This window comes from Streptomyces sp. NPDC007875 (assembly GCF_042868035.1).
Classification (GTDB): Bacteria; Actinomycetota; Actinomycetes; order Streptomycetales; family Streptomycetaceae; genus Streptomyces; species Streptomyces antimycoticus.
Map to the genome: position 1 here is coordinate 235556 of NZ_JBIADZ010000012.1, position 24497 is coordinate 260052.

Consider the following 24497-nt stretch of genomic DNA (forward strand, 5'->3'; position numbering starts at 1 on the left):
GGAGCGTGCACCGCTCAGTCCGCCCCGCCCGCGACAGCACCCCGTTCGATCGCCAGCCGGGTCAGTTCGACTCGCGTGTTGATATCGAGCTTGGTGAAGATGTGCTTCATATGCGTGTTGACGGTGTGCACAGAGACATAGAGCCGGTCGGCGATGGCGCGGTTGGTGAGACCGTCCACGACCAGCGGGATCAGTTTCCGCTCGGATTCGGTCAGGGTCCCCCACCCCGGGGGGCCGGTCGTGTGGTGTCGCGGGGCGCCGGTGCGCACCCCGAGCCGGCGAAGGCGCCGCCGGATCCGTTCGTGATCGCGCAGGGCTCCTGAGCCCGACGCCAGCTCACCCGCCTCTTCCAAGTGCGGGATCGCCGCCGTCGTATCGGCCGAGGTGGCCAGGAGCTCGCCGAGGTCCTCGCAGGCCGCGGCCAGGGCCAGCGGCCTGCCACCGCTCCGGTAGGCCGTGATCGCGGACGCCAGTGCGCGGGGGTCGCGGTGGAGCAGGCCGTCCACATGGGCGCGGACCGCCCCGATGATCTGCTGGCTGTCGTCCCGCGCGATCAGGGTGCGCAGAGCGTCGGACACGGACTGCGCGGCCGACGGATCCTCACCACGCAGCGCGATGCGCACGATCCCGGGCCAGTGGGACGGACCCACCGTGAGCAGCCGCGTCGGCTCACCGTCCCCGAAGCTGCCCGTGAGTGCCGCCGCCGCGGCGCCGTCCTGGCCCTCCGCGTCCGCCAGGCAGGCGCGAGCGAGCACCACCCACAGGCCGTACCGCTGCGTGTGGGTGCCGGAATCGGCTTCGGCGGCGCGGAGATGGTCCCTGGCCTTGACGAGGTCACCGCGTCTGATCTCCACCAATGCCAGTACGGAGTGGGCTCGCGGATTCGGGCGGGTGATCTCGAGCTCGTCCGCCACCATCAGACTGGCCTCGGCCTCCACGGCCGCGTCGTCCAGCGCTCCCTGTTCGAGGAGCGCGCAGGCACGGGCTGCATGCCAGTGGGGAAGCGACCAGCCCAGGCCCCGCGCCTCCGCTTCGCGCTGTCCCTCCCGCAGAACCCGCTCGGTGTCCGCGAGCCGGTCGGTGGCGGTCAGCACCATGGCCAGCCACAGCGCCGGAATCCGCGGGGGCCGCAGGTAGAACCCGGCGGATTCGGTGCCGGCGTGTCCGTCGGCCGCCTCCGCGAGTTCGAGGGCGCGGGCAAGGCGCCCGCGGTAGAAGAAGGTCTGCGACTGGAACACCATGGCGCTGACGACGACGGCCGGATCGTCGCTGCGGTAGGCGTCCTGGACCAGCCCGGTGTCGGTCTGCTCGGCGGCGGTGATGTCCCCGAGGTACACATGGCCCGTGGCCTTGGTCTTCAGCAGCCGGACACGTACGTCGGACGGCAGCTCGGGCAGGTCCAAAGCCCGCTGGAGGTGGGTCATCGCGGCGGCGTCGTCGCCCGCGGCCTGGTGGATCTCGGCGGCCACCAGGCGCAGGCATGCCTCCTGCAGCGGCTCGGGACCGTCCGACAGGGTGGCGTCGACCAGGCCGAGCGCCTCGTGGATCCGGCGAGTCCGGCCGAGGTATTCGGCGGCGTCGGTCAGCAGGGCGATACGACGCCGGTCGTGCGGGTGCAGCAGTGAGGCGATCCGCTGGGCCAGGTCCGCGGCCGCGTCGGGGGCCGACGGCGACAGTTCCTGAACGGCGGTGGTCAGCGTGGTCACGGCGTCGTCGTCGACCGGGCCGCCCGCCATGACGACGTGCCAGGCCACCTCGGCCGATCGGGCCCCGATGCCCCGCAGACTGTCGGCCGCCTCGCCGTGCAGAGCGGTCCGCACCGCCCGCGGCAGGTTCTCCTGGAGAGCCTGCCGGATGAGGTCGTGGCGAAAGGCGAGTCGCGGGCCGTCGGCCGAGAGCAGACCGGCGCTCAGGGCGGCCTCGACGCCCGACAGCAGGCTGCCGACCCGCCTGCCGAGCATGCGGGCGGCCGTGCCGAGATCGAATTCGCGGCCGAGGACGGAGCCGATCTGCAGCAGGCGCACGGCGTCCTCCGGAAGCCGGTCCAGACGCGCGGCGACACTGCGCCGGAAACCGGCGGGGATACCGGGGTGCGGGAGGCTCGCCACGCCAGCCTCCACCGGGCCGGCGTCCGTGTCGGCGAAGGCACGCACCAATTCGAGCGCCAGGAACGGATTGCCCGCGACGCCTCGCAGGAGCCGGGCCAGACCGGATGACGGCCTCGCCCCGAGGACATCGGCCGCGATATGCAGCAGCTCCTGCTGTGGCAGGGGACCGAGGGTCAGCCAGTGGGCCCCGAGGTGTTCGAGGTCATCCCGCACCCGGGCCACGGTCAGCCGCTCGGTTTCCGACCGTACCGCCAGCACCCACAGGATCCGCGAGGCGGCCAGTCGTCCGGGCAGGGTACGGAGGACGAAGAGCGTGGCCGGATCCGCCCACTGCGCGTCGTCCACGACCACGGCCACCGGGGCGCGCTGGGCCCGGGCCTCCAGAGCGTCCGCGATGCCGTCCAGCAGCCAGAGCCGGTGGTCGTCGGTGGCCGCGGCGGCTCGGTGGGAGTCGTCGGAGGGCTGCAGGGCGGACTGCAGGGCGGCTCCCGCCGCGTACTGGTCGAGTTCGTCGGCCCGTACGGACACCACGTCGAACCCGAATCGCCGCGCCATCTCGTCCAGCTCCGCGAGCAGTCGGCTCTTGCCGACGCCGGGCGCGCCCTCCACGACGACGTAGGCACCTCGTCCGCCACGCACCGCTTCCAGGTCCTCACGGACAGCGGCCATCTCGTGGTCGCGTCCTCTGAGGGGCAGCCCGGCCGAGGCCCCCTTGCCGCGCCCACGCGCCCGGTCGCCCGCGGGGTCTGTGCTGCGCATGGGGCAAGCATGCCGCACGGCCACATCGCCCTCAACGCCGGTGCCTTTGTGATCGACTCTTTCACCCGGGTGATTCCCGCTGCCGCGCCGTCCTGTCACCCCACCGCGACGCATGCTCCGAACCGTCCAGATCTCTTGCCCCTGGAGAGGAGCACGACGTGCGTACAGGCAAGGAATACCTGGCGGCGCTGAACGACGGCCGCACGGTATGGGTGGGTGACGAACTCGTCGAGAACGTGGCCACGCACCCCAAGACCCGGGCGTATGCCCGCAGGCTCGCGGAGTTCTACGACCTGCACCACCGCCCGGAGCTCCAGGACGCCATGACGTTCGTGGACGAAGAGGGCGTCAGGCGGTCCATGACGTGGTTCCAGCACCGCTCCAAGGAGGACCTGCAGCGCAAGCGGCGCTACATGGAGACGGTGCTGCGGGAGCTCGGCGGCGGGGCGACCCCGCGCACCCCGGACGTCAACAACTACGTCCTGCTGACCTACGTGGACGACCCGGAGCCCTGGAGCAGCCAGTCCGTCGGCACCGACGGCAGGGACCTGACCGAGGGGATCCTCGACTTCTGGAACGAGGTGCGGGAGGGCGACCTCAACACGACCCCGGCGTTCGTCGACCCGCAGACGGACCGCTCGCGCGATGCCGCGCAGGCCGATTCCCCCGCCCTGCAGGTGGTCGGCACCTCGGACAAGGGCATCACCGTGCGGGGTGTGAAGGCGATCAGCACCGGCGCGGCCTTCGGCGACTGGATCCACATCGGCGTCTTCTACCGGCCGGGCATTCTGCCGGAACAGATCATCTTCGGGGCGGTGAAGCCCAACACCCCCGGGGTCACCATCGTCTGCCGGGAGAGCAACGTCCGGGACGGCGAGGACGTCGAGCACCCGCTCGCCTCCCAGGGGGACGAGCTGGACAGCGTCATCGTGTTCGAGGACGTGCTCATCCCCTGGAGCCGAGTGTTCCACATCGGTAACCCCAAGCACGCCTCGCTGTACCCGCAGCGCGTCTTCGACTGGCTGCACTACCAGGCCCTGGTGCGCCAGATGGTGCGCGCCGAGCTGATGCTCGGTCTGGTGCTGCTGATGACCGAGCACATCGGCACCTACCAACTGCCGCCGGTGCAGACCCGTATCGCCCGGTTCGCCGGCTTCCACCAGACGATCAAGGCGCATGTGATCGCCTCGGAGGACGAGGGCTTCACCACGCCGGGCGGCCTCTACAAGCCGAACGTCCTGATGTTCGACTTCGGGCGGGCGTTCTACCTCGAGAACATCGCGGGCATGGTCCACGAGGTCGTCGACCTGGCCGGTCGTGCCTCGCTCATCTTCCCGACCGAGGGGCAGTGGCAGCGGCCCGAACTGCGGCCGTGGCTGGAGGCGTTGCAGACGGGACCGGTCGGCAGGCCGCACGACCGGCTGAAGATCAGCCGCGTGATCCGAGACCTGTTCCTGTCCGACTGGGGCGACCGCATCAGCACCTTCGAGAACTTCAACGGCACGCCCCTGCTGGCGATTCGCACCCTCACCATGAAGCGCGCCGAGATGTCCCCGGGCGGCAGCATGGCGGACCTCGCGCGCAAGGTCTGCGGCATCGAGCTGGTGAGCGACGCCGAGGAGAAGGAGACCGCGTACACGGCTCAGGCGGACTACGCCCGGCGCCAGGACGCTTCCGGCAAGGACGCCTCGTAGCGGAATGCCAGGGCCCGGATCAGAGCACACCGCACTCCCGGGCCCTGGCGATCGCTCCGCTCCTGTCGTGCGCGTCGAGCTTGCGGAAGATCGCCCGTACCTGTGTCTTGACGGTGTTGTGGGACACATAGAGCTCGGAGGCGATCTCCCGCAGGGTCAGCGGGCCGCACAGGGCGCGGAGCACTCGGCGCTCCCCCAGCGACAGGTCCTGGGGGCGGGGCACGGCGGGCGGCACGACCGCCTCCCCGCCGACTCGCCTCAGCAGATCCGTCAGGACGCCGGGTGACTCACACCGGTCCGCCGCCCGCTCGGCCGCCCGGCGGGCCTCCCGCGAGGCGTCCGCGTCGTGCCGCGCATTCTCCAGTCGCGCCCGCGTGACGTGGTACAGCGCGCGTACGTGGGGTTCGCTCCCGGTCCGGGGCGAGCCCGCCAGCGCCGTCTCCGCGTCGGCCAGAACCCGTTCGGCCTCCTCGATCCGTCCTTCTTCGAGGAGGAGGCCGGCCCGGCCGATATGAGCGGGCACGGCAACGAAGTGCCGGCCCAAGCCGGCCGTCGCGGCCGCCTCCAGGGCCTCGTCGCTCAGAATGCGCGCCGCCTCCTGCCGTCCGGCCATCAGCGCGCACAGCGCCCGCAGTCCCAGCGCGCGAACGAGCGCCAGGCCGTGACCTGCGGCGTGCGCGTCACGAGTCGCCTCGCCGAGCAGCGTCTCCGCTTCCTCGTACCGGGCGGTCCACAGCAGAGCGGCGCCGCGGGCCGTACAGCCCAGGGCGCGCCAGGAAGTGAGCGGCATGGCGTCGGCGACGGCGGATTCGCCGAGGCGGTCGGCGGTCAGGACCTCTCCCTTCAGACAGCAGGCCACGGCCTGAGCGACGGCGGCCGCGTCGGACACCGTGCTGCCTTCACCGACCGTCTCGGGTCCCGCCGCTCGGAGCCGGGCCACGTCCAGCCAGCGCCGGGCCGTCTCCGGGGCGCCTCCTGACAGGGCGGCCATCGCCGCCACGACGCACAAGCGTGCGTCGGTGGCGACGGTGCGGGGCGGCAGGAGGCCCAGCCACTGCGAGACCCGCGCACCACGGCCCGCCGAGATCGTCTTCTCCCAGGCGCCGAGGATCGAGGTGACGGCCGCCGGCTCATCGCCGCCCAGCACCCAGTGCCGTACGGCCTCGGTCGTCTCCCCCTGCCGCGCGTACCACTGGGCCGCGGACCGGTGCAGGGACACCACGATGTCCGGCCCTTCGGAGGTGAGGACGTCGGACAGCAGCGGAGCCAGTGCCCGGTGATGCCGGTACGCCGACGGGTCGGCGGCCACGGGCACGAGCAGTTGCACGGTCCGGGCGAGCTCGCGCAGCAGTACGCCCGCCCGGTCCCCGGCGAGGGCCTGGCACGGCCCGGTGCTCAGCTCGTCGAGCACACTGGTGCGCAGCAGGAACTGGCGCTGTTCCGTGGTGAGCCGGAAGAGCACCTCGGTGGCCAGATACTCGGCCACCGCTTGCCTGCCGTGCGCCACGTTCCCCTCCGTGTCGGCCGGGTTGGCCGAGCGGGCGAGGGCGCGCCCCATGATGCACAGTCCCGCCGCCCATCCCTCGGTGGCCTCGTACAGCGCGCTGGAGATGTCCACGGCCGGAGCGGACCCGAGCAGGCCGGTGAGCACCGCCTGTGCTTCGCCTGGGGTGAAGGCCAGGTCGTGCTGGTCGAGTTCGGCGATCAGGCCCCGGGCGCGCAGGGTGGGAACGGGCCGTCCGGGAACGTGCCGGGTCGACAGTACGACGCGGAAGCCCTCGGGCAGCCTGGTCAGGAAGTCCGACAGGCTGCGTACCGCGTCGGCGTCCGTGATCGCTTCCAGTCCGTCGAGGATCAGCGTGAGCGGCCCCTCGCCGCCCAGTCCGGCCACCAGGCTCGGCAGGATCTCCTCGAGCCATGCGTCGAGCGTCCACTCGTCGCTGTCGAGGCGGACGGGCAACTCCGGTCGTACGTCCCGCAGCGCGCGCAGGATGCCGGCCCAGAGCCGGCCCGGGGCGTTGTCGTACCCGTCCAGGCCGAGCCAGGCGCACTCTCCCCGGGCGGCGGGGCCGCGCGACCACTCGGTCAGGAGCACCGTCTTTCCGGCCCCGGCCGGCGCGGAGACCACCACCACGGGCTCGGTCATCGCGTCGAGCCGGCGCAGCAGACGCGGGCGGGTCAGCAGATGCGGGGGCTGCACCGGGGGATGCAGCTTGAAGGCGGGCACGGAGTTGGTCATGGCACCTTTACGTGGGGTCGTCGGGACGGGCTGAGCCCTGACGTCCCTGGCTGGCCTCGTGAGAGCCGGACATCGGGGGCGGCGGGGCCGGTCATGGGCCCCGCGGCGACCTTCTTTCGGGCCGCTGCCATGCGCGCTAGTGAGGAGCCCTGAGCGTGCCGAAGCCGCCCGCGAAGTGGAGCAGCGGCCGGCACTCCGTCCGGTGGTCGCAGTAGCGGACGTCACCCACGAAGATGGTGTGATCGCCGCCGGGGAGTGCCTCGGCGACATCGCACACGATCACCGCGATGGCGTCTTTGAGCACGGGCACACCGTGGTCGTCGAAGGTCTCGACGCTCGCGAACTTGTCCGGCTTGGAAGCCGCGAAGTTGCGCGCGAGGGCCTCGCTGTCCTCGCCGAGGACATTGACGGCGAAGCGGCCGTGCTCGGCGATCGCGGTCCGGGTGTACAGGTGGTTGGCGATGCACACGAGCAGCTGGAGCGGGTCCAGGGAGAGGGCGGATACGGCGCTGGCCGTCATGCCGATGGGCGTGTCTCCTGAGCGTGTGGTGATCACGCTGACGCCCGTGGCGAGCCGGCTCATCGTGGCTCGGAAACCGACGGTGATGTCGAGGGTTTCAGTCATCGGGGGACCTCCGTGAGAGTGGGGCTGGACCCTGGTGCCTGCGATGCAGTGTGTGTCGCGGGCTGTTAACGCCGGCGAAATCGGTTCGTGGGCCGGGGGCCACCGGGCGTCCACGCGGGCTGCCCGCTCATCGGCGCAGCCGGTCGACCAGGCGTCTGAGATCGGCGGACGGCGCCACGCCCAGCTCCTCCATGACGCGCAGATAGCCTCGGTACAGGTCGAGCAGTTCATCGTCCGAGCCGGCCGCCTCGGCGGCGCACAGGGCGACCCGCCAGGCCTGTTCCCGGTAGGGATCGCTGTCCAGCACATGGCGTGCGAGGCGACGGGCCTCGCGGACGCGGCCCAGGTGCAGCGCCACGGTCGCCGCGTCCACGCGGGCCTGCAGCAGGGCGGAGTCGAGTTCGGCGCGCCTGGTGTCGAGCCATTGCGTCGAGAGGGAGTCGAAGTAGGAGCCGCGTTCGGCGATGTCCAGGGCGCGCCGCAGGGTGTCCCACCGGTGCTCGCCGTCCTGCCGTGCGGCTTCCGCCAGCAGCCGCTGGAGGGTTCCCGAGTCGCTGACGACGGCGGACGCCGGTGTCAGCCGGTACACATCACCGTCCTGGCGGAGCGACAGGCCGTCGGGCAGCACCTCGCGCAGCCGGTAGACGGCCTGCCGGAGGTAGCTGCGCCCCGTGGTGTCGCTCCGTCCGGGGAACAGCGCCTCCACCAAAGGGCGGCGCCTTGCGCTCGCCGCGGGCTGGTGCAGCAGATAGGCGAGCAACTCGACGCTCTTGGCCAGCCGCGGGTGGACCTCCCGCCCGTCGACGGCCAGCCGCACCGGGCCGAAGTCCTCGAGTGTCAGCCGGGGTGCGGCGCACCCGGTCACCGGTCTCGCGGTGGCGAGAGCGGACACGAGCTCGTGCCAGCGTGAGGAGTGGGTGGGTTCCGCGTCGGCCCGCCGCACGGCGACGGAGGGCATGTCCTCCAGCGCCTGCACCAGCAGATTGCGGGGTCCCTGGGTGGTGGCCACCTCCAGCGCCAGATCGGCGGCGGCGTCCGCACCGTCCTCGTCGCCGGTGCGCCACAGCGCCTCGCTCAAGTAGACGGCCGCGGTGGGGAGTTCCACCCGTCTGCCGCCCGCGCGCATGGTGGAGACCGCGGTGGTGAGGTGGGGCACGGCGTCGTGGTCGCGGCCGGCCAGCAGCAGCTCCAGACCTCGCCAGGTGCCCGCCAGTTCCGCGGTGAACGCGTAGCGCGCGCACCCTCGGCGCTCCGCCTCGGCGAGGGCCCGGGCGGCTCGTGGCAGATCGCGGTCCAGGCGCAGGGCCAGCTTCGCCTCCAGGAGCAGGCTGAGGATCTCGTACACCCGGGATCCGGTCGAGGCGATCCGCTGTCGCCCGGCCAGCAGCGCGGGCCACGCCTCGTCCCGGCGTCCGAGGTCCGCCATCAGCTCGGCGGCCTCGAAGGCGGCCAGCCAGACGGGCCCCGGTGCGTCTCCTACCGCCGCGTACGCCTCCTCCGCCTGGGAGATACGTCCTTCGGCGCGCAGCGCCGCGACCGTCCATGGCGTCCCCGCCACGGTCCGCCAGGCGCCGGACATGCTGTCCCGCAGTTCGCGCAGATGCCCGGAGCGGTAGGCGATGCGCATCACCATGGCTTCGAGGGGGCCCGCGACCCGGTCGAGGAGGTCCGGGGCGAGCTGGGGTGTGCTGTTGTCGGCCAGAGCCAGCACGGCCGCCGCGATGTCGCGGGGGTGCCCGGGCGGCATGACGCCAAGGATCTCGCGCGCTCCGTCGATCCTCCCGACGTGCCACAGACACCACACCAGCAGGGCCAAGTCCTCCTCGCCGCCCGGCTGTTCGGCGAGCGCGCCCCACCACGCACGACCGTGGTGGTCGGCCAGCTGCACACCTCGCCAGCACTGTTCGAGCCCGAGGGCGACACGGAGCGCCGCCGAGGCCAGGCTCGGGGTGGGGGCCGGGCGCATGCGGTCGAGCCAGCTCTCGGCGGTCGCCAGGTCGAGTCGCCCCAGTACGCCGGGCAGGGCGAGTTCCGCCACGTCCCGGGCGGCGGCGGTGTCCCCGCTCATGAGCAGCTCGGACACCGCGTCCTCGTGCCGCCCCCTGCCCTGGAGCAAAGTGGCGTACCCCCGGCGCAACACCCGCAGGGTGTCCGCGTCCAGGCCCTCGATCTCACGCTGGAGATGGTGGCGGAACCGCGGCAGGGCGAGCATCCGGCTCCCGTCGGAGGACCAGCTGAGCGGCAGCCGCCGCCCGCGGAGGGCGGCCAACGTCCGGTCCGGCGAGGCCAGTCCGAGGGCGTTCGCCTGCTCGGCCGTCACACCGTCGTCGAGCAGGCTGGTGCGCACGAGCAGTGCTCTCTCCGCGGGCGTGAGCTGGGTCAGCAGGTCGGCCGCGAGGCGCCCGTGCTGTACGGCGGAGGCCGAGGCGTCGGCACCCCACCAGTCGTACAGGACTCCGCCGACCCAACCGCCCGTCGCCCCGACCAGCCGGGACGGGTCGTCGCCCCGGTCGACGGCCCGCAGGGCTTCGGCGGCCTCGGCCACCTCGAAGGCCAGGTCCGGGTCCTCGAGGAAGGCGACGCGGTGGACATCGCCGAGACCTCCGAGGTCAGGGGGCAGATCCACGCGCGAGATCAGGACCAGCCGCGGCCCGTCCGGCAGGTTCCCGGCCAGGGCGTCGAGCAGCCCCTGCGCACCAGGGCACCCGCCGATCGTCTCCACGCGGTCGAGCACCAGCACCAGTTCCGTGCCGGCGAGCGCCCGGGCGAGCAGGACGCCGGTCTCCGAGGCTGAGAGTCCTCGCGCCGGTGCGTCGGTGAGTGCGGCCGCCGCGGTCGGCACATGGAGCTCGACGGCCGCCCGGAGACGGCGCGTCAGCGCCTCGGCACCGGGATCGACGTTGCCGGGCATCCCGGCGAGCGATACCCAGGCGACCGGCCCGGACAGCGCCTCAGCGGCCTGGACCGCGGCGGTCGTCTTGCCCGACCCCGCCGAGGCGGCCATGACGAGTACCGGGTACTGGTCCAGCAACCGATGGATTCTCCGGACCAGCCTCGGTCGGGCTATGACATGACCGGGCAACCGAGGCAGGCCACCACCCGCCTCGCCCGGATCGCTGCTCCTCATGGATGACCGCCTCTCGACGGTGTGCCCGCTCGTCGAAATCAGTCCGCGGGGCGGGGTTCGAGAACGAAGGTGTGCCGCAGCAAGGTGTACGGCTCGTCGGTCAGCTCGCTGCACGGCCCGGCGTCGGCCGCATAGGTGTCATAGGACTCGATCAGCGACTCCTTGACCCCGAACACCGGGTCCGTGTCCAGGTACGGGTCGTCCGACGGGAAGAGCATGGTGGTCACGCGCTGGAATCCCGGAGCCTCGATCAGCAGGTGCACATGGGCGGGACGCATGAGCGACCTGCTGGTCGCGCTCATGAGTTCGCCGACCGGGCCGTCACCGGGGATCGGGTAGCTGGACGGGCGAATGGAACGGAAGCCGAAGCGTCCGGTCTCGTCGGTCCGGAACAGCGCGCGCATGGCCGGGTCGACCTGGCCGGGCACATCCACGTCGTAGTGGCCGTCCGCGTCACTGTGCCAGACGTCCACCGCGGCGCCCTCCACCGGCGCTCCCGTACGGTCCACGACCCGTCCCTCGAAGAACAGCGGGGTGCCGGGCAGACCGCCGGAGATGTCGGCGGCGTCGGCGTGCTGCGGCCGGTCCTCCCTGAAGAAGGGGCCCAGGACGCTGTTCTGCGTGGCTTCCGTGGGGCGCTGATTGCTCAGGGCGTCGACCAGCATGGTGACGCCCAGCACGTCGGACAGCAGGATGAACTCCTGGCGCGTGGAGGTGCACTTCTGGCCGGTGCGCGTCAGGAAGTCCACTCCCCGGGCCCACTCCTCCTCCGTCAGGTCGACATCACGCACGAAGGCATGGAGGTGGCGTACCAGTGATTCCAGGATCTCGGCGACGCGGGGGTCCTTGGTGTCCCGCATGGTCGAGATCATGGCCTCGGTGATGGTGTCGCTCGTCAGATCACGCATGCGCGCTCCCGTGGTGGTTGAGTGTTCGCTGACGGAGTGGCTCGGAGGGATGTTCGTCGCCGGGTGACGTTCATGGCGCCTCGCCGGCCCAGGCGCGGGTCAGGAGAGCGCGTACCGCGTCCCGTTCCACCGGTCGCGGATTCCAGTAGCCGTCCCGCACGATGAGGTCGGCCGCCTGCTCGATCCCGGATTCCGGCATGCCGAGGTCCCGCAGCGCCCTGGGGGCGCCGAGCCTTCCGGCGAAGTCGAAGAGGCCGCTCGCGGCGTCGTCCCACGCCAGCGCCCACGCGATGCGTGCCATGGCCTCGGGGGCCGCCGACCGGTTGTAGGCGACCACATGCGGCAGGACGACCGTGTGGGTTTCGGCGTGCGGAAGCCCGAAGGTGCCGCCCAGCACGTGGCACACCTTGTGGTGCAGGGCCATGCCCACCGTGCCGAGGCAGGTGCCGGCCAGCCACGCCCCGTACAACGCGTCCGCCCGCGCTTCGGCGTCGTCCGGACGCCACGCGATGACCGGAAGGGATCGCGTGAGGGAATCGAGCGCCTCGCCGGCCATCAGGAAGGCGACCGGATCGCGGTCCTGTGCGTAGAGGGCCTCCACGGCGTGCGCCATCGCGTTGATGCCGCTGACCACCGATATCGCCGCCGGAAACGTGAGCGTCAGGTCGACGTCGTACACCACCGTCTTGACCAGCACTTGCGGCAGTCGGCGAGTGGTCTTCTTGCGGCCTTCGGTCTCTCCGAGAATCGGCGTCATCTCGGAGCCGGCATAGGTGGTGGGCAGCGCCAGCTGCGGAAGACCGGTCCGTACGGCGATCGCCTTGCCGAGACCGATGGTCGATCCGCCGCCGATGGCGAGTACGGAGTCCGCTTCCACGGTTTCGGCGTACGCCACCGCCTTCTCCGTGACCTCGACAGGGGTGTGCGGTGCCGCTTCGGTGAACGTGCCCACCGCCGCGGCACCCAGCAGCTCGCGGATCTCCGATGCCTGGTCCACTTGGCCAGGGGTGCACAAAATGAGCACCCGACCGCACCCGAGGGCATCGGCCTCCTCAGGGATACGGCTGCGCGTACCGCTGCCGAAAACCACCTTGGTGATCTGTCCCCGATGCACGAATGTCTTCATCAGAATTTCCTCGGTCCCGCCGCTCCTCGGTTTATGGATAAAGCCTCGGCACTGGGATCTCGCACGTCAATGGATTCGGTGGGCGATGACGGGAGGCGATGTCGAAATACCGTGTTCACGCGACCGGTTCCGACACCGTGGCCGCGGGATCCTGACCGATATCACTCATCTGCGGGATGTCGGGGGCCCGCCGACCCGGCCGAATACTTGAGATTGCCTTTCGGAAGCAGCGTCCGATGGATCCCTATTGGCCAAGGGTGGAGTAGAAAAGATGGATAAAGTGGTCGCCACGGCCCTGGAGGCGGTGGCGGATGTGCCGGATGGTGCGTCGTTGGCGGTGGGCGGATTCGGTTTGAGCGGTGTGCCGAACGTGTTGATCCAGGCGCTGTTCGAGCGGCGCGTCGGCGGCCTGTCGGTCGTCTCGAACAACTGCGGGGCGATGGAGTCGGGTCTGGCGGTGCTGCTGGCGGCGGGCCGGATCGGGCGGGTGACGGGCTCGTACATCGGGGCGAACAAGGAGTTCGCGCGGCAGTATCTGGCCGGGGAGCTGGAGGTGGAGATGATTCCGCAGGGCACCCTGGCCGAGCGGCTGCGGGCCGGCGGTGCGGGGATCCCCGCCTTCTACACCCCGGCCGGGGTCGGCACGCAGGTCGCGGAGGGTGGGCTGCCCTGGCGGTATGACGGCTCGGGCGGGGTGGCGCTGGCCTCACCGGCCAAGGAGGTGCGGACCTTCGACGGGGTCGCCTATGTGCTGGAGCGCGGAATCCGTACCGACTTCGCGCTGGTACGGGCGGCGAAGGGAGACCGGCACGGCAACCTGGTCTTCAGCAAGTCCGCCCGCAACTTCAACCCGCTGGCCGCGATGGCGGGCAAGGTGACCATCGCGGAGGTGGAGGAGCTGGTGGAGCCGGGCGCGATCGATCCCGACGCGGTGCATCTGCCGGGGATATTCGTGCAGCGGGTGGTGGCCCTCACCGCGGAGCAGGCGGCGGACAAGAAGATCGAGCGGCGCACGGTGTCCGTGCCCGTGACACGAGGGTCGGTGAGCGGCTGATGGCCTGGAACCGTGAGGAGATGGCCGCCCGGGCCGCGGGTGAGCTGAAGGACGGCCAGTACGTCAATCTCGGCATCGGGCTGCCGACGCTGATCCCCAACCACCTGCCCGAGGGCGTGGAAGTGATCCTGGAGTCGGAGAACGGGATCCTGGGCACCGGCCCCTATCCCGGCGAGGAGCAGGTCGACCCCGACCTGATCAACGCGGGCAAGGAGACCGTGACGGTGCTGCCCGGCGCCTGCTTCTTCGACTCGGCGCTGTCGTTCTCGATGATCCGCGGCGGCCATATCGATGTGGCGGTGCTGGGCGCGATGCAGGTCTCCGCGCGGGGGGACCTGGCGAACTGGGCGATCCCCGGGAAGATGATCACGGGGATCGGCGGGGCGATGGACCTGGTGCACGGCGCCCGCAGGGTCATCGTCGTGATGACACACACGGCCAAGGACGGCTCGCCGAAGATCCTCACCGAGTGTGCGCTGCCGCTGACCGGGAAGCGCTGTGTGAACCGGATCATCACCGACCTCGGCGTCCTCGACATCACCGACGAGAGCCTGGTGCTGGCCGAGTGCGCACCGGGCGTCGACATCGAGGAGATCATCGCCAAGACCGGTGCCGAACTGACCGTCGCGGAGGGCCTGAAGTGAAGAACGTGTACATCGTCGACGCCGTGCGCACACCGACCGGGCGTTACAACGGCGGCCTGGCCTCGGTACGCCCCGACGATCTGGCGGCCCACGCCATTCGCGAACTCCTCATCCGCACCCCCCAGTTGGACCCCGCGCACATCGCGGACGTGTACCTCGGCAACGCCAACGGCGCCGGTGAGGAGAACCGCAACGTCGGCCGCATGGCCGCGCTGCTGGCCGGTCTGCCCACCTCCGTACCGGGTGTGACGGTCAACCGGCTGTGCGCTTCCGGTCTGGAGGCGGTCATTCAGGCCGCCCGTGCCATCGCCGTCGGCGACGCGTCCATCGCGGTCGCCGGTGGCGTGGAGTCGATGACCCGGGCTCCGTATGTGCTGCCCAAGAGCGACAGGCCGTTCCCGGCCGGCCACGCCGAGCTGCACTCGACCACCCTGGGCTGGCGCATGGTCAATCCGGAGATGCCCCCGCAGTGGACCATCCCGCTCGGGGAGTCGGCCGAACTCATCGCCGACAAGCACACGATCAGCCGCGCGCGGCAGGACGAGTTCGCCCTGGGCAGCCACCGCAAGGCCGCCCGCGCCCAGGCCCAGGGGCTGTTCGACGCCGAACTCGCCCCCGTGCCGGTCCGGCAGCGCAAGGGCGACCCGCGCCTGTTCGCGGCCGACGAATGCGTCCGCCCGGACGCCTCCCTGGAGGCGATGGCCAAGCTCAAGCCATCCTTCCGCAGCGGGAGCGGAGCGAGAGGGGGGTCCCCCCGGCCGGAGACTGGGGGAGGCACCGTGACCGCGGGCAACGCCTCCCCGCTCAACGACGGCGCGGCCGCCCTGCTCCTGGCCGACGAGGAGGGCCTGAAGGCCACCGGCCGCGAGCCGCTGGCCCGCGTCTCGGCCACCGGAGTGTCCGCGATCGACCCGGGCTACTTCGGCCTCGCCCCCGTCGAAGCCGTCCACCGGGCCCTGGCCAAGGCCGGCCGGACCTTCGCCGATCTCGACGTGCTGGAGCTGAACGAGGCCTTCGCCGCACAGGTCCTCGGGTGCGTGGCCGAATGGCCCGAGTTCGACCCGGCGATCCTCAACCCACAGGGCGGCGCCATCGCCCTCGGGCACCCACTCGGCGCCTCGGGCGCACGCCTCGCCGGAACCGTCGCCCACCAACTGGCCCGCCGCGGCTCCGGCACCGGCATCGCGACCCTGTGCATCGGCGTGGGCCAGGGCCTCGCCCTGGTCCTCGAACGCTGACCCGGATTCGCCCGCCTCTTCGTCGCCCCGGCTGCGCGTCCATGCCGCGCACGTCGCTGTCTTGACAGCACAGGGGTGTGCGATCATTGTGGAAACCATGGAAACAAATGAAGTTTCTGCAGTTTCCACGCCCGACGGGCAGCGTGCCGATGTGATCGTGGAGGCGGCCGGCCGGCTGTTCTTCGCGCCGGGCTTCGCGCGGGTGAGCATGGACGATCTCGCTCGTGAGCTCGGGATGAGCAAGAAGACGATCTACCGTCACTTCCCGGACAAGCGCAGCCTGGTGGCCGCGGTGCTGGATCGGCAGTTCGCGGCGGTGGAGCGCACGCTGACGGCGGCCGAGGACTCACCGGGGCAGCCGTTTGATGTACGGGTACAGCGGTTCCTGATCGCGGCGGGCACGGAGCTCGGCCGGATCGGAGCGGCCCAGCTCGCGACCGGCCGGGGCGACGCGATGCTGCGCCAGTACGTGGAGCAGCGAGTGGACGCGGTGGTCTACCGGCGGCTCGACGAGCTGTTCCGCGACGGGCACCGGCGGGAACTGCTGGCGACGCCGCCCGAGCTGCTGAGTGAGATCACCCGCGGCGCGCTGGAACGGCTGCTCACCTCGCAGTTGCCGCACGAACTCGACTGGACCGCGGCCGATCTGCTGCGGGCCACCGTCGACACCGTGCTCTATGGGGCGATCCGCTCAGCACCCCCCGGCGCCGGCGAAGAACAGCCCCGGGTGGCGACCCCGGCAGACCGCGATGAAAAGGAGGGCCCATGACCGAGGCGACCGGCAGGGTGGCATTGGTGACCGGAGCCAGCAGCGGAATCGGAGCGGCCACCGCGCGCCTTCTGGCCGCGCGAGGGATGCGCGTGGTGGTCAACTACCTCCGCAGCGAAACGGCGGCCGAGGAGGTCGTGGCCGACATCGAGGCATCGGGCGGCCAGGCCATGGCCGTGCGGGCCGATGTGCGCGAGGTGGCCGCCATCGCGAGCATGGTCGAGCAGGTCCAGGCGGCATGGGGCGGCATTGACGTGCTCGTGCACAACGCGCTCATCCCGTATGCGGTCACGTCGTTCCACGACATGACGTGGGAAGAACTGGGCGGCAAGCTCGACGCCGAGATGCATGCGGCGTTCGCGGTCACCAAAGCCGTGCTGCCCGCCATGACCGAACAGGGCTGGGGACGCATTGTCTATCTCAGCACCGGCCTCAGCCGCAGGCCCCGGGAGGGCATGATCGCGCTGGGCACGTCCAAGGCCGCCCTGGAGCAGTTCGCCCGGTACCTCGCCCAGGAGTTGGGCCCGCAGGGCATCACGGTCAACATCGTCGCGCCCGGTCCGGTGGAGGACACCCGCATGGCCGATGTTTTCGACGATACGCACAAGCAGCGGCAGGTGGCCGCCACCCCACTGGGCCGCCTGGCACACCCGGCCGACGTCGCCCAAGCGGTCGCCTTCTACACCGGCGAGGACAACGCCTTCATGACCGGCACCACGGCCGCGGTCAACGGCGGAATGTTTATGTACTGACCGCGCCCGCGGCACGCGCGGCCGCATGGCGGTGACACGAACGAGGAAAGGTGTTCATGCACACCATCGATCTCGCCTACGTCGGGCGGGGCCTGCACGAAGAACTGGCCGCCTACATCGCCGACCAGCAGGACTACTACGCCGATGAGGGCGTCCACGTCGCGCTGCGCGACGGCTGCACCTGGGACGAAGAGCGGCTGCGCCGCGGCGCCACCATCGGGCTGGGCCGGGCGCTGCTCTCCCGCCTGGCCGACGGCACCCCCTGGGTCGCGCTCAACGTCAACACCCACCGCCCGCTGTTCTGGTTCCTGGCCCGCCCCGGCCTGACCTCCCTGGCCGACCTGGCAGGCCGGCGGCTGGCGGTACACGCCCCCCACACCGCACCCGGGTGCTTCGCCCGGATCGTGCTGCGCCAGGCGGGCCTGGACCCCGACCGCGACCTCCACACCGTCGTCCGCCCGCCCGGGGACTACGGTCTGGACCTGCGGGCGCTGCACGACGGCAGCATCGACGCCGCCTACGTCGGCAGCACCGTGGCACCGGAGGCGGTAGCCGCCGAGCACGGCTGGCAGGTGCTGGCCTGGGTCGGCGACCACTTCCAGATCCCCACCGTCGGCGTGGCCGTCGACCCCACCCACATCCCACCGGACGACCCCGCGGTCCAGGCCGTCGTACGAGCCCACCGGCGCGCCCTGAAGGTGATCCGCGACGACCCCGACACCACGGTGCGGCACATGCAGACGTTCCTCGGCGGACAGACCGCGGAGGAAGCCCGAGCCCACTACGAGACGTTCATCGCACCGTATTTCACCACCGACGGCCAAGCCGACCTGGCCATCGGCGCCACCGCGATCAGCGCGGTCGCCGCCGAACTCGGCGTCCCGGCCACCGTCACGGCGGCCGAGTTCTACCGCGCCGCGACCATCACCCCCTAGGAGCCTGGGACGTGCGCGCTGTCGCGGCGCACGGGCCTCGGGGGACACCGCAGCACCGCCATGGCCAGGGGCCATGGCGGTGTGCGGGAGAGGATCCACTCCGCTGCGCCACCCGCGACGTGCGGATGGCCGGTGGCCGGGAGGCCATTCGACGAGGACGGTCATCCCCGAAGCGCCCTCGGGAATGATGCACCCGCCTGTGACGGCGGCCGGAGGAGATAACGCGGACGCTCCGGCTCAGCCGAACTGGCCCACCTTGTAGTCGCCGGCCGGCTGCTGGTTGATGATGTTGATGCGGTTGTAGCAGTTGATGATGGCGATGAGAGTGATCAGCGCGGCGAGCTGGTCCTCATCGAAGTGCTTGGCGGCGTTCGCCCAGGCCTCGTCCGTGACCCCGCCGGCCGCGTCCGCGACCCGGGTGCCCTGCTCGGCCAGCTCCAGTGCGGCACGCTCGGCCTCGGTGAAGAGGGTCGCCTCCCGCCAGGCGGCGACCAGGTTGAGCCGTATCGAGGTCTCGCCGGCGTTGGCCGCTTCCTTGGTGTGCATGTCGGTGCAGAAGCCACAGCCGTTGATCTGGCTGGCGCGGATCTCCACCAGGCTCTGAATGGTGTGCGGCAGCGTCGAGTCCGCCAGCACCTTGCTGACCGAGCCGAAGTGCCTCATCGCCTTGGCCGCGAGGCCATTGCCGTAGTAGTTGACACGGGGATCCATGGGTCCTCCTAGCAGAATTGCCGTTACGCACTCATGACCGGACAGCCCGGCGAGGTGTGACACCCAAGGCCGTGTGAGGTGGGTCTCCGCGGCCGTGTCATCGCCGTACCGTCCGGGCGACCGGAAGCGGTCGCGCAGCGGGAGCGCGAAGCAAGAAAGGCAGCGATCTTGCTCGGGGTGAACACCCACATCACCTTGTGGATGCCTTCCTTCGAGGCGGCTACCGTCAGGAACGTCGCGGGCTCCCCATCCCGGTAACACATCACGCCCGTACGGCCGTTGGCGTCGACCAGCCTGGGCTCCGCGTCCCGCCAGAGCCGCGGATAGGTCGCCAGTTTGGCGATACGCGCAGGGCCCAGCACCGGGATACGCGCGCAGGCCCGCAGACCGTTGCCGTCGGACAGACTGGTGGCATCGGGGGTGAGAAGGGCCTCCAGCGACGCCACGTCCCCGGTTCGAGCCGCGGAGACGAAGGCGTTCAGAAGGCGCCGGTGCTCCGCCGTGTCCACGCTCTCCCGCTGCTCGTCCGACAGATGCTTGCGGGCGCGGCTGACGATCTTCCGCACGTAGACGGGGCTGATGTGCAGCATGTCGGCGATCTCGGGGTAGCCGTAGTCGAACGCCTCACGCATCACATACGCGGCGCGCTCGACGGGGCTCAGCTTCTCCAGCACCAGCAGCAGAGCCAGCTCCAGTGCCTCCGCGCGCTGCGCCCCCACCTCCGGATCCGCGCTGGTGTCGATGGGTTCGGGCAGCCACGGCCCGATATAGGTCTCCCGGCGCACACGCGCCGATTGCGCCACGTTGATGGCCAAACGGGTCGTGGTGCTCGAGAGGAAGGCCACCGGGCTCACCACCGCGGAGCGGTCCGTCTTCTGCCAGCGCAGCCACACCTCCTGGACCACGTCCTCGGCCTCGACCACGCTGCCGAGCACGCGGTAGGCGATGCCGAACAGGCGCCCCCGGTGCCGCACGAAGACAGAGACGGCCTCTTCAAGGTCCCCTGCCGGGGGACGCGGTTCGAGATCCATGATCCTGCGGTCATACCTCTGAGTAGTAAGCCGTCTGCGTTCCTACCTGGCCACACTGGATCGGGGCGGCCCTGAATCGCATCGCATAAACGAGTGATTCGAGCCGGTTGCCTCTCAGGTACGGCCCGGGGCCTTGGCGGTGTGCATGGGAGACCACGCCATCACACAGCGCGGCAGGCCGTCGCTTTCCGTACCGCCCGCCCCGTACAGCCGGCCGATGTGGCCCGCTACGAAGCCAGCGTGATGGCTGTCGCCGTTCCCCGCCGAGCCATCTTCGCGTAGGGGCTCAATGCACCGGCCTTCTCCAGGAGCGGGGCGGCGACAGCGGGATCGACGCCCGGCCACCTGACCACGAGGTCGACGCGCAATACATAGCCACCGTCTTCCGGGTCCCGCCCAAAGGCCACGGTTCCCGCCACGGAGATCGCGGCGGGGTCGAGCGCGGCCTGTCGTGCCACCAGGCTCAGCGCCCCGTGGAAGCAGGCGGCGAGCCCGGCGGCGAACAACTGCTCGGGATTCGTCCCCTGACCGTCTCCTCCCAGCTCCGTCGGCATGCGCAGATGGAGATCCAGGAGTCCGTCGGCCGAGCAGGCTCTCCCTGAGGCCCGCCCATGACGCGCCATCCCACCGCTCACCGTCACGGTCGTGGTGTAGATGGGGGCGAAGGACTCTCCGTCGAAGTCATGGTCGGTGGACAGATGGGGCAACCGGATCTGCTCGGTCATTGCGTCACTCCGTCGACGTTGCGGCATACGGCCGGGCGCGGACACCTGGTTGACCGGCGAGACACGCGTGTTGTGACAGTCCCTGGTCAAGCGCCACCCATCACGGGACCGGCGGGAGCGAAAGGTGTCACATATCCTGGGACGGTCTGGTCGTAGTGAGTGGCAACCTCTCGACGATCGGAGCAGACCGTGGCTATCACCGAACGACGTCTTTCCACCATGGTGCTGGTGATCGGCACCGGAGGGGCCGGGCTGCGGGCGTCGATCGAACTGGCCGAGGCCGGCGTCGACGTCCTCGCGGTCGGCAAGCGCCCCAAGGCGGACGCCCATACCGCACTCGCCGCCGGAGGAATCAACGCGGCCCTCGGCACCATGGATCCCGAGGACAGCTGGCAGCAGCACGCGGCCGACACGCTCAAAGAGAGCTATCTGCTGGCCGATCCCCGCACGGTCCAGATCGTCACCGAGGGCGCCGCCCGGGGAATCGACGACCTGGAACGCTATGGCGTGGCCTTCGCCAGGGAAGAGGACGGGCGGATCTCCCAGCGCTTCTTCGGCGCGCACAAATTCCGGCGCACCGCCTTCGCCGGTGACTACACCGGCCTGGAGATCCAGCGCACACTCATCAGGCGGGCGGAGCAGCTCGACATCCCCGTGCTCGACGGCGTCTACATCACCCGGCTCCTGGTCCACGACGGGGCCGTTTTCGGCGCGTACGGCTTCGACCTCACGCACGGAACGCGCTATCTGATCCATGCCGACGCCGTCATTCTCGCGGCGGGTGGCCATACCCGTATCTGGCGGCGCACCTCCTCACGACGCGACGAGAACACGGGCGACTCCTTCCGCCTGGCCGTCGAGGCCGGGGCCCGGCTGCGCGACCCGGAGCTGGTGCAGTTCCATCCCTCCGGGATCATCGAGCCGGAGAACGCGGCCGGCACCCTCGTCAGCGAGGCCGCACGGGGTGAGGGCGGCACGCTGCGCAACGCGCTCGGGGAACGGTTCATGACCCGCTACGACCCGGCGCGCATGGAGCTGTCCACCCGTGATCGCGTGGCCCTGGCCTCCTACACGGAGATCAAGGAAGGACGCGGGACTCCTCACGGCGGAGTGTGGCTCGACGTCTCCCATCTGCCACGGCACACGATCATGACGAGGCTCCCCCGCGTCTATCAGACCCTGCTGGACCTCCAGATGCTGGACATCACCCGCGATCCGATCGAGATCGCGCCCACGGCGCACTACTCGATGGGCGGGGTGTGGGTGCGTCCCGAGGACCACAGCACCGACGTCCGCGGTCTGTACGCCATCGGTGAGGCGTCGAGCGGGCTGCACGGCGCCAACCGCCTCGGCGGGAACAGCCTCATCGAACTGCTGGTCTTCGGCCGTATCACGGGCCAGGCGGCCGCCGCCTACTCCGCGTCCCTGACCGCGCAGCCACGGTCGGCCCCGGCCATCGCGGCGGCTCGCGCCGAGATCGACGATCTTCTCGCGGCCGACGGACGGGAGAATGTCCGCGCCCTGCAGCGTGCCATCCGCAACACCATGACCGAGCATGCGGGAGTCGTACGCGACGAAGAAGGGCTGCGCGCCGGGCTGGCGGAGCTCGCACTGATCGAGAAGAGGATGCAGGACGTCGGCGTGCACCCGGACATCGCCGGCTTCCAGGACCTCGCGCACGCCTTCGATCTCAAGTCCGCCGCCCTGTCGGCCCGGGCCACCCTCGAAGCGGCACTGGAGCGGCGCGAGACCCGCGGCTGCCACAACCGCAGCGACTACCCCGACCTCGATCCCGCGCTGCGGGTCAACCTCGTGTGGTCACCCGCCACCGGTATCACCCGCGAGAGCATCCCGGCCGCACCGGACGAGATTTCCTCGCTGATGGAGGAGGTCTCGACCGAGGGAAAGCTCGCCGAATGACCTCGTACACTGCGAACAACGCCTGGGAACACAGACCGGGGGCGCCGTTTCGGCGCCCGCGAGGAGCTCATCGCAGGAGCGCCCCGCACAACCTCCTGGAGGCGGAGGCCCAGGCCGGTGTGGCGCACCACGTGGTGCTGTCCGTGATCGGCACCGATCGGCTCCAGGACAGTGGATACTTCCGTGCCAAGCAGGTCCAGGAGGACCTGCTCAAGCGTCCGGGATCCCGTACTCCATCGTCCACGCCACCCAGTTCTTCGAGTTCATGAAGAGGCTGACGGACTCGGCGACCGAGGGCGACACCGTTCATCTGGCCCACGTCAAGATCCGGCCCATGTACTCCGACGACTTGGCCGCGGCCGTGGACCGCGCCGCGCTCGGTACCCCGACCAACGACGTGGTGGAGGTCGCGGGGCCCGATGAGTTCGAACTCGACCAGCTCATCCGCGAGATGCTCGCCGCCAACAAGGACCCCCGCAAGGGCGTCGCCGACCCGGGTGCGAAGTACGTCGATGTCGAGCTGCAGGAGACCTCGCTGCTGCCGGGTCCTGACGCGGAGATCACCGAGACCAAGGTCAACGATTGGCTGGTGCAGCAGCACTAGACCGCGGGCGGCCGCAGGGCGCCCGTCGGCGGAAGGGGACCGGCCGTCCCTCGCCACGGGCGCCTTCGCCTGCCCGGCGGAAGCGTGTCAAAAAGGTGCCGCAATACCGGTCGCAGGTGTCACAAGTCGGAGTGCCGTCTGGTCACGCAGGTAGAAAAGCGAAGCGTCTCACCCGTACCCGTACCTCGACGGCAGGCCGCGCCATCGGCGCGATCGCCCGAGTCGGAATGGAGATGACACAGCATGCGGCACCATACGGACTCTGATTGCGGCGGGCGTGTTGCTGCGGAGGCCGAGCGCTTTTCCCGCGACTCCGGCCTCGAACTTCATGGCAAATGGCTGGTGGGCCTGCCGTTCCACACCGCCGACTTCCAGCGGTTTTGGCTGTACTACGTGGTGGACGGGGCCTGCGATTCGACTCACGCGGTGTGCAGGGCCCTCCGGTGTGCCGACCGTGACCCGGACCGGGTGGCCCGGAGCGGGGTCCAGGCCGAAGCCGATCAGATCCAGGTCCAGCAGATCCTTCGGGACGCTCTCGGCTCTTTCAGCCTGACCCGTTCACTCTGCCCCGTTGTCTCTGATCTGTTTTCTCTGTTCGGGAGGTTGCCGTATGGAGCACGCTGACGCGGTGCCGATCGCGGAGCTGCTCGATGAGCGCCGGTATCTGCTGGATGTCGCCTACTGGATGCTGGGCGGCCCCCGTGAGGCGGAGAACGTCGTCGACGAGACCTACCGCCGCTGGTACGCGCTGTCGGATGCGGAGCGCCGGCAGATCACCGCGGCCCGGTCCTGGCTCGCGAAGACCGCGGGCGGGATCTGCCTGAGCCGGCTCACCCACCCCGAGGATCACCGCACAGAAACCGGAGACACCGAGGGAGCCCGGACGAAGCTGGTGGAGGAGGTCAGCCAGGTCCTGCTGAACGCGCTGGACTCTCTGCCGCCGCCCGAGCGGGCGGTGTTCGTGCTCCATGACGCCTTCGGCATGGCCCCCGATACGGTCGCGGACATCGTGGGGCGCATCGAGCCGGAGTGCGCCGAACTCGCCGACCGGGCCCGCCACTCCCTCCGGATGCGGCGCTCACATCCCGCGACGCCGGAAGAGCACGATGCCCTGGCCCACGCCGTCCGCCGGGCCTGTGTGAGCGAGGACGCCGAACTGCTCGCGTCGCTGCTGTGTCCGGATGTCACGGCGTTCTTCGACGGCGGCGGCAAGGTCCGGACGCTGATCAGGCCCGCACACGGCAGCCGACGGGTCGCCCACAGCCTGCTGACACTCCTGGCCCACCGCCCGCGCACCACCCTGACCACCCACTCCGTCAACGGGCGCACCGGCCTGGTCGCCCGCTACGACCGCCAGGTCGCCGCCGTCATCAGTCTCGGCATGACCGACCATCGCGTCGCACAGGTCTGGGTCGTCCTCAACCCCGAGAAACTGCGCTCCTGGAACCGGCCCCCCGCCCCCGATGGCCCCGGTTCACACCAGGGCCCGGCACAGCGGGGTGATGACCGGTCTTGATCACCTTTGAGC

General features: G+C 70.6%; 19 protein-coding genes and 1 pseudogene. 11 read left to right on the forward strand and 9 right to left on the reverse strand.

What is annotated here, in order from left to right; genetic code table 11:
- Positions 1 to 14: 14 nt before the first annotated feature.
- Positions 15 to 2867, reverse strand: coding sequence for an AAA family ATPase (locus ACFYOY_RS25580; protein ID WP_388589797.1), 2853 nt, complete (start codon positions 2865 to 2867; stop codon positions 15 to 17).
- A gap of 158 nt (positions 2868 to 3025) precedes the next feature.
- Here ACFYOY_RS25580 and ACFYOY_RS25585 point away from each other — a divergent pair, with 158 nt between their 5' ends.
- Positions 3026 to 4561: a 4-hydroxyphenylacetate 3-hydroxylase family protein gene (locus tag ACFYOY_RS25585; protein WP_388589799.1), complete on the forward strand. Its 1536-nt coding sequence runs from the start codon at positions 3026 to 3028 to the stop codon at positions 4559 to 4561.
- Between the two features lie 19 nt (positions 4562 to 4580).
- On the opposite strand, the gene ACFYOY_RS25590 is transcribed toward ACFYOY_RS25585, so the two are convergent.
- The 5 genes from ACFYOY_RS25590 to ACFYOY_RS25610 all read right to left on the reverse strand — a co-directional run bounded on the left by ACFYOY_RS25590 (position 4581) and on the right by ACFYOY_RS25610 (position 12586).
- A complete protein-coding gene (locus ACFYOY_RS25590) occupies positions 4581 to 6800 on the reverse strand; it encodes a LuxR C-terminal-related transcriptional regulator (protein ID WP_388589802.1) in 2220 nt (739 codons plus the stop codon).
- Between the two features lie 136 nt (positions 6801 to 6936).
- A complete protein-coding gene (locus ACFYOY_RS25595) occupies positions 6937 to 7425 on the reverse strand; it encodes a flavin reductase family protein (protein WP_351888537.1) in 489 nt (162 codons plus the stop codon).
- Between the two features lie 127 nt (positions 7426 to 7552).
- Positions 7553 to 10456 carry a BTAD domain-containing putative transcriptional regulator gene (locus tag ACFYOY_RS25600; protein WP_388589805.1) on the reverse strand — a complete coding sequence of 968 codons (2904 nt, stop codon included), beginning with the start codon at positions 10454 to 10456 and terminating at the stop codon, positions 7553 to 7555.
- Positions 10457 to 10590: 134 nt separating this feature from the next.
- Positions 10591 to 11460, reverse strand: coding sequence for a dioxygenase (locus tag ACFYOY_RS25605; protein WP_351888543.1), 870 nt, complete (start codon positions 11458 to 11460; stop codon positions 10591 to 10593).
- Positions 11461 to 11530: 70 nt separating this feature from the next.
- Positions 11531 to 12586 carry a maleylacetate reductase gene (locus ACFYOY_RS25610; RefSeq protein WP_351888546.1) on the reverse strand — a complete coding sequence of 352 codons (1056 nt, stop codon included), beginning with the start codon at positions 12584 to 12586 and terminating at the stop codon, positions 11531 to 11533.
- 271 nt (positions 12587 to 12857) lie between these two features.
- Here ACFYOY_RS25610 and ACFYOY_RS25615 point away from each other — a divergent pair, with 271 nt between their 5' ends.
- From ACFYOY_RS25615 to ACFYOY_RS25640, 6 genes are all read left to right on the forward strand, one after another.
- Positions 12858 to 13640, forward strand: coding sequence for a CoA transferase subunit A (locus ACFYOY_RS25615; protein ID WP_351888549.1), 783 nt, complete (start codon positions 12858 to 12860; stop codon positions 13638 to 13640).
- A complete protein-coding gene (locus ACFYOY_RS25620; RefSeq protein WP_351888552.1) occupies positions 13640 to 14284 on the forward strand; it encodes a CoA transferase subunit B in 645 nt (214 codons plus the stop codon). The genes ACFYOY_RS25615 and ACFYOY_RS25620 overlap by 1 nt, the downstream gene beginning before the upstream one ends.
- Entirely contained in the window at positions 14281 to 15522 is a 1242-nt protein-coding gene (locus ACFYOY_RS25625; protein WP_388589810.1) for a thiolase family protein, read from the forward strand. The genes ACFYOY_RS25620 and ACFYOY_RS25625 overlap by 4 nt, the downstream gene beginning before the upstream one ends.
- A gap of 97 nt (positions 15523 to 15619) precedes the next feature.
- The gene (locus ACFYOY_RS25630; protein ID WP_388589812.1) at positions 15620 to 16291 is read left to right on the forward strand and encodes a TetR/AcrR family transcriptional regulator; all 672 of its coding nucleotides are present in this window, start codon (positions 15620 to 15622) and stop codon (positions 16289 to 16291) included.
- A complete protein-coding gene (locus tag ACFYOY_RS25635) occupies positions 16288 to 17043 on the forward strand; it encodes an SDR family NAD(P)-dependent oxidoreductase (protein ID WP_388589815.1) in 756 nt (251 codons plus the stop codon). Before ACFYOY_RS25630 ends, ACFYOY_RS25635 begins: the two co-directional genes overlap by 4 nt.
- Positions 17044 to 17099: 56 nt before the next feature.
- Positions 17100 to 17978: an ABC transporter substrate-binding protein gene (locus ACFYOY_RS25640; RefSeq protein ID WP_388589818.1), complete on the forward strand. Its 879-nt coding sequence runs from the start codon at positions 17100 to 17102 to the stop codon at positions 17976 to 17978.
- Positions 17979 to 18215: 237 nt separating this feature from the next.
- Here ACFYOY_RS25640 and ACFYOY_RS25645 read toward each other — a convergent pair whose 3' ends face one another.
- The 3 genes from ACFYOY_RS25645 to ACFYOY_RS25655 form a co-directional block, all read right to left on the reverse strand.
- Positions 18216 to 18689: a carboxymuconolactone decarboxylase family protein gene (locus ACFYOY_RS25645; protein ID WP_351888566.1), complete on the reverse strand. Its 474-nt coding sequence runs from the start codon at positions 18687 to 18689 to the stop codon at positions 18216 to 18218.
- A 23-nt stretch (positions 18690 to 18712) separates the two neighbouring features.
- Entirely contained in the window at positions 18713 to 19720 is a 1008-nt protein-coding gene (locus tag ACFYOY_RS25650) for a sigma-70 family RNA polymerase sigma factor (RefSeq protein WP_351888569.1), read from the reverse strand.
- Positions 19721 to 19947: 227 nt separating this feature from the next.
- The gene (locus ACFYOY_RS25655; protein ID WP_351888572.1) at positions 19948 to 20445 is read right to left on the reverse strand and encodes an Ohr family peroxiredoxin; all 498 of its coding nucleotides are present in this window, start codon (positions 20443 to 20445) and stop codon (positions 19948 to 19950) included.
- Between the two features lie 219 nt (positions 20446 to 20664).
- Here ACFYOY_RS25655 and ACFYOY_RS25660 point away from each other — a divergent pair, with 219 nt between their 5' ends.
- From ACFYOY_RS25660 to ACFYOY_RS25675, 4 genes and pseudogenes are all read left to right on the forward strand, one after another.
- A complete protein-coding gene (locus tag ACFYOY_RS25660; protein WP_351888697.1) occupies positions 20665 to 22365 on the forward strand; it encodes an FAD-binding protein in 1701 nt (566 codons plus the stop codon).
- A 74-nt stretch (positions 22366 to 22439) separates the two neighbouring features.
- A pseudogene (locus tag ACFYOY_RS25665) lies at positions 22440 to 22969 on the forward strand (SDR family oxidoreductase); the annotation flags it as partial.
- Positions 22970 to 23212: 243 nt separating this feature from the next.
- Complete coding sequence (locus ACFYOY_RS25670; RefSeq protein WP_388589822.1) at positions 23213 to 23593, forward strand: hypothetical protein; 381 nt, start codon at positions 23213 to 23215, stop codon at positions 23591 to 23593.
- Complete coding sequence (locus ACFYOY_RS25675; RefSeq protein ID WP_388589825.1) at positions 23580 to 24485, forward strand: RNA polymerase subunit sigma; 906 nt, start codon at positions 23580 to 23582, stop codon at positions 24483 to 24485. The genes ACFYOY_RS25670 and ACFYOY_RS25675 overlap by 14 nt, the downstream gene beginning before the upstream one ends.
- The last annotated feature ends 12 nt before the right edge of the window (positions 24486 to 24497 follow it).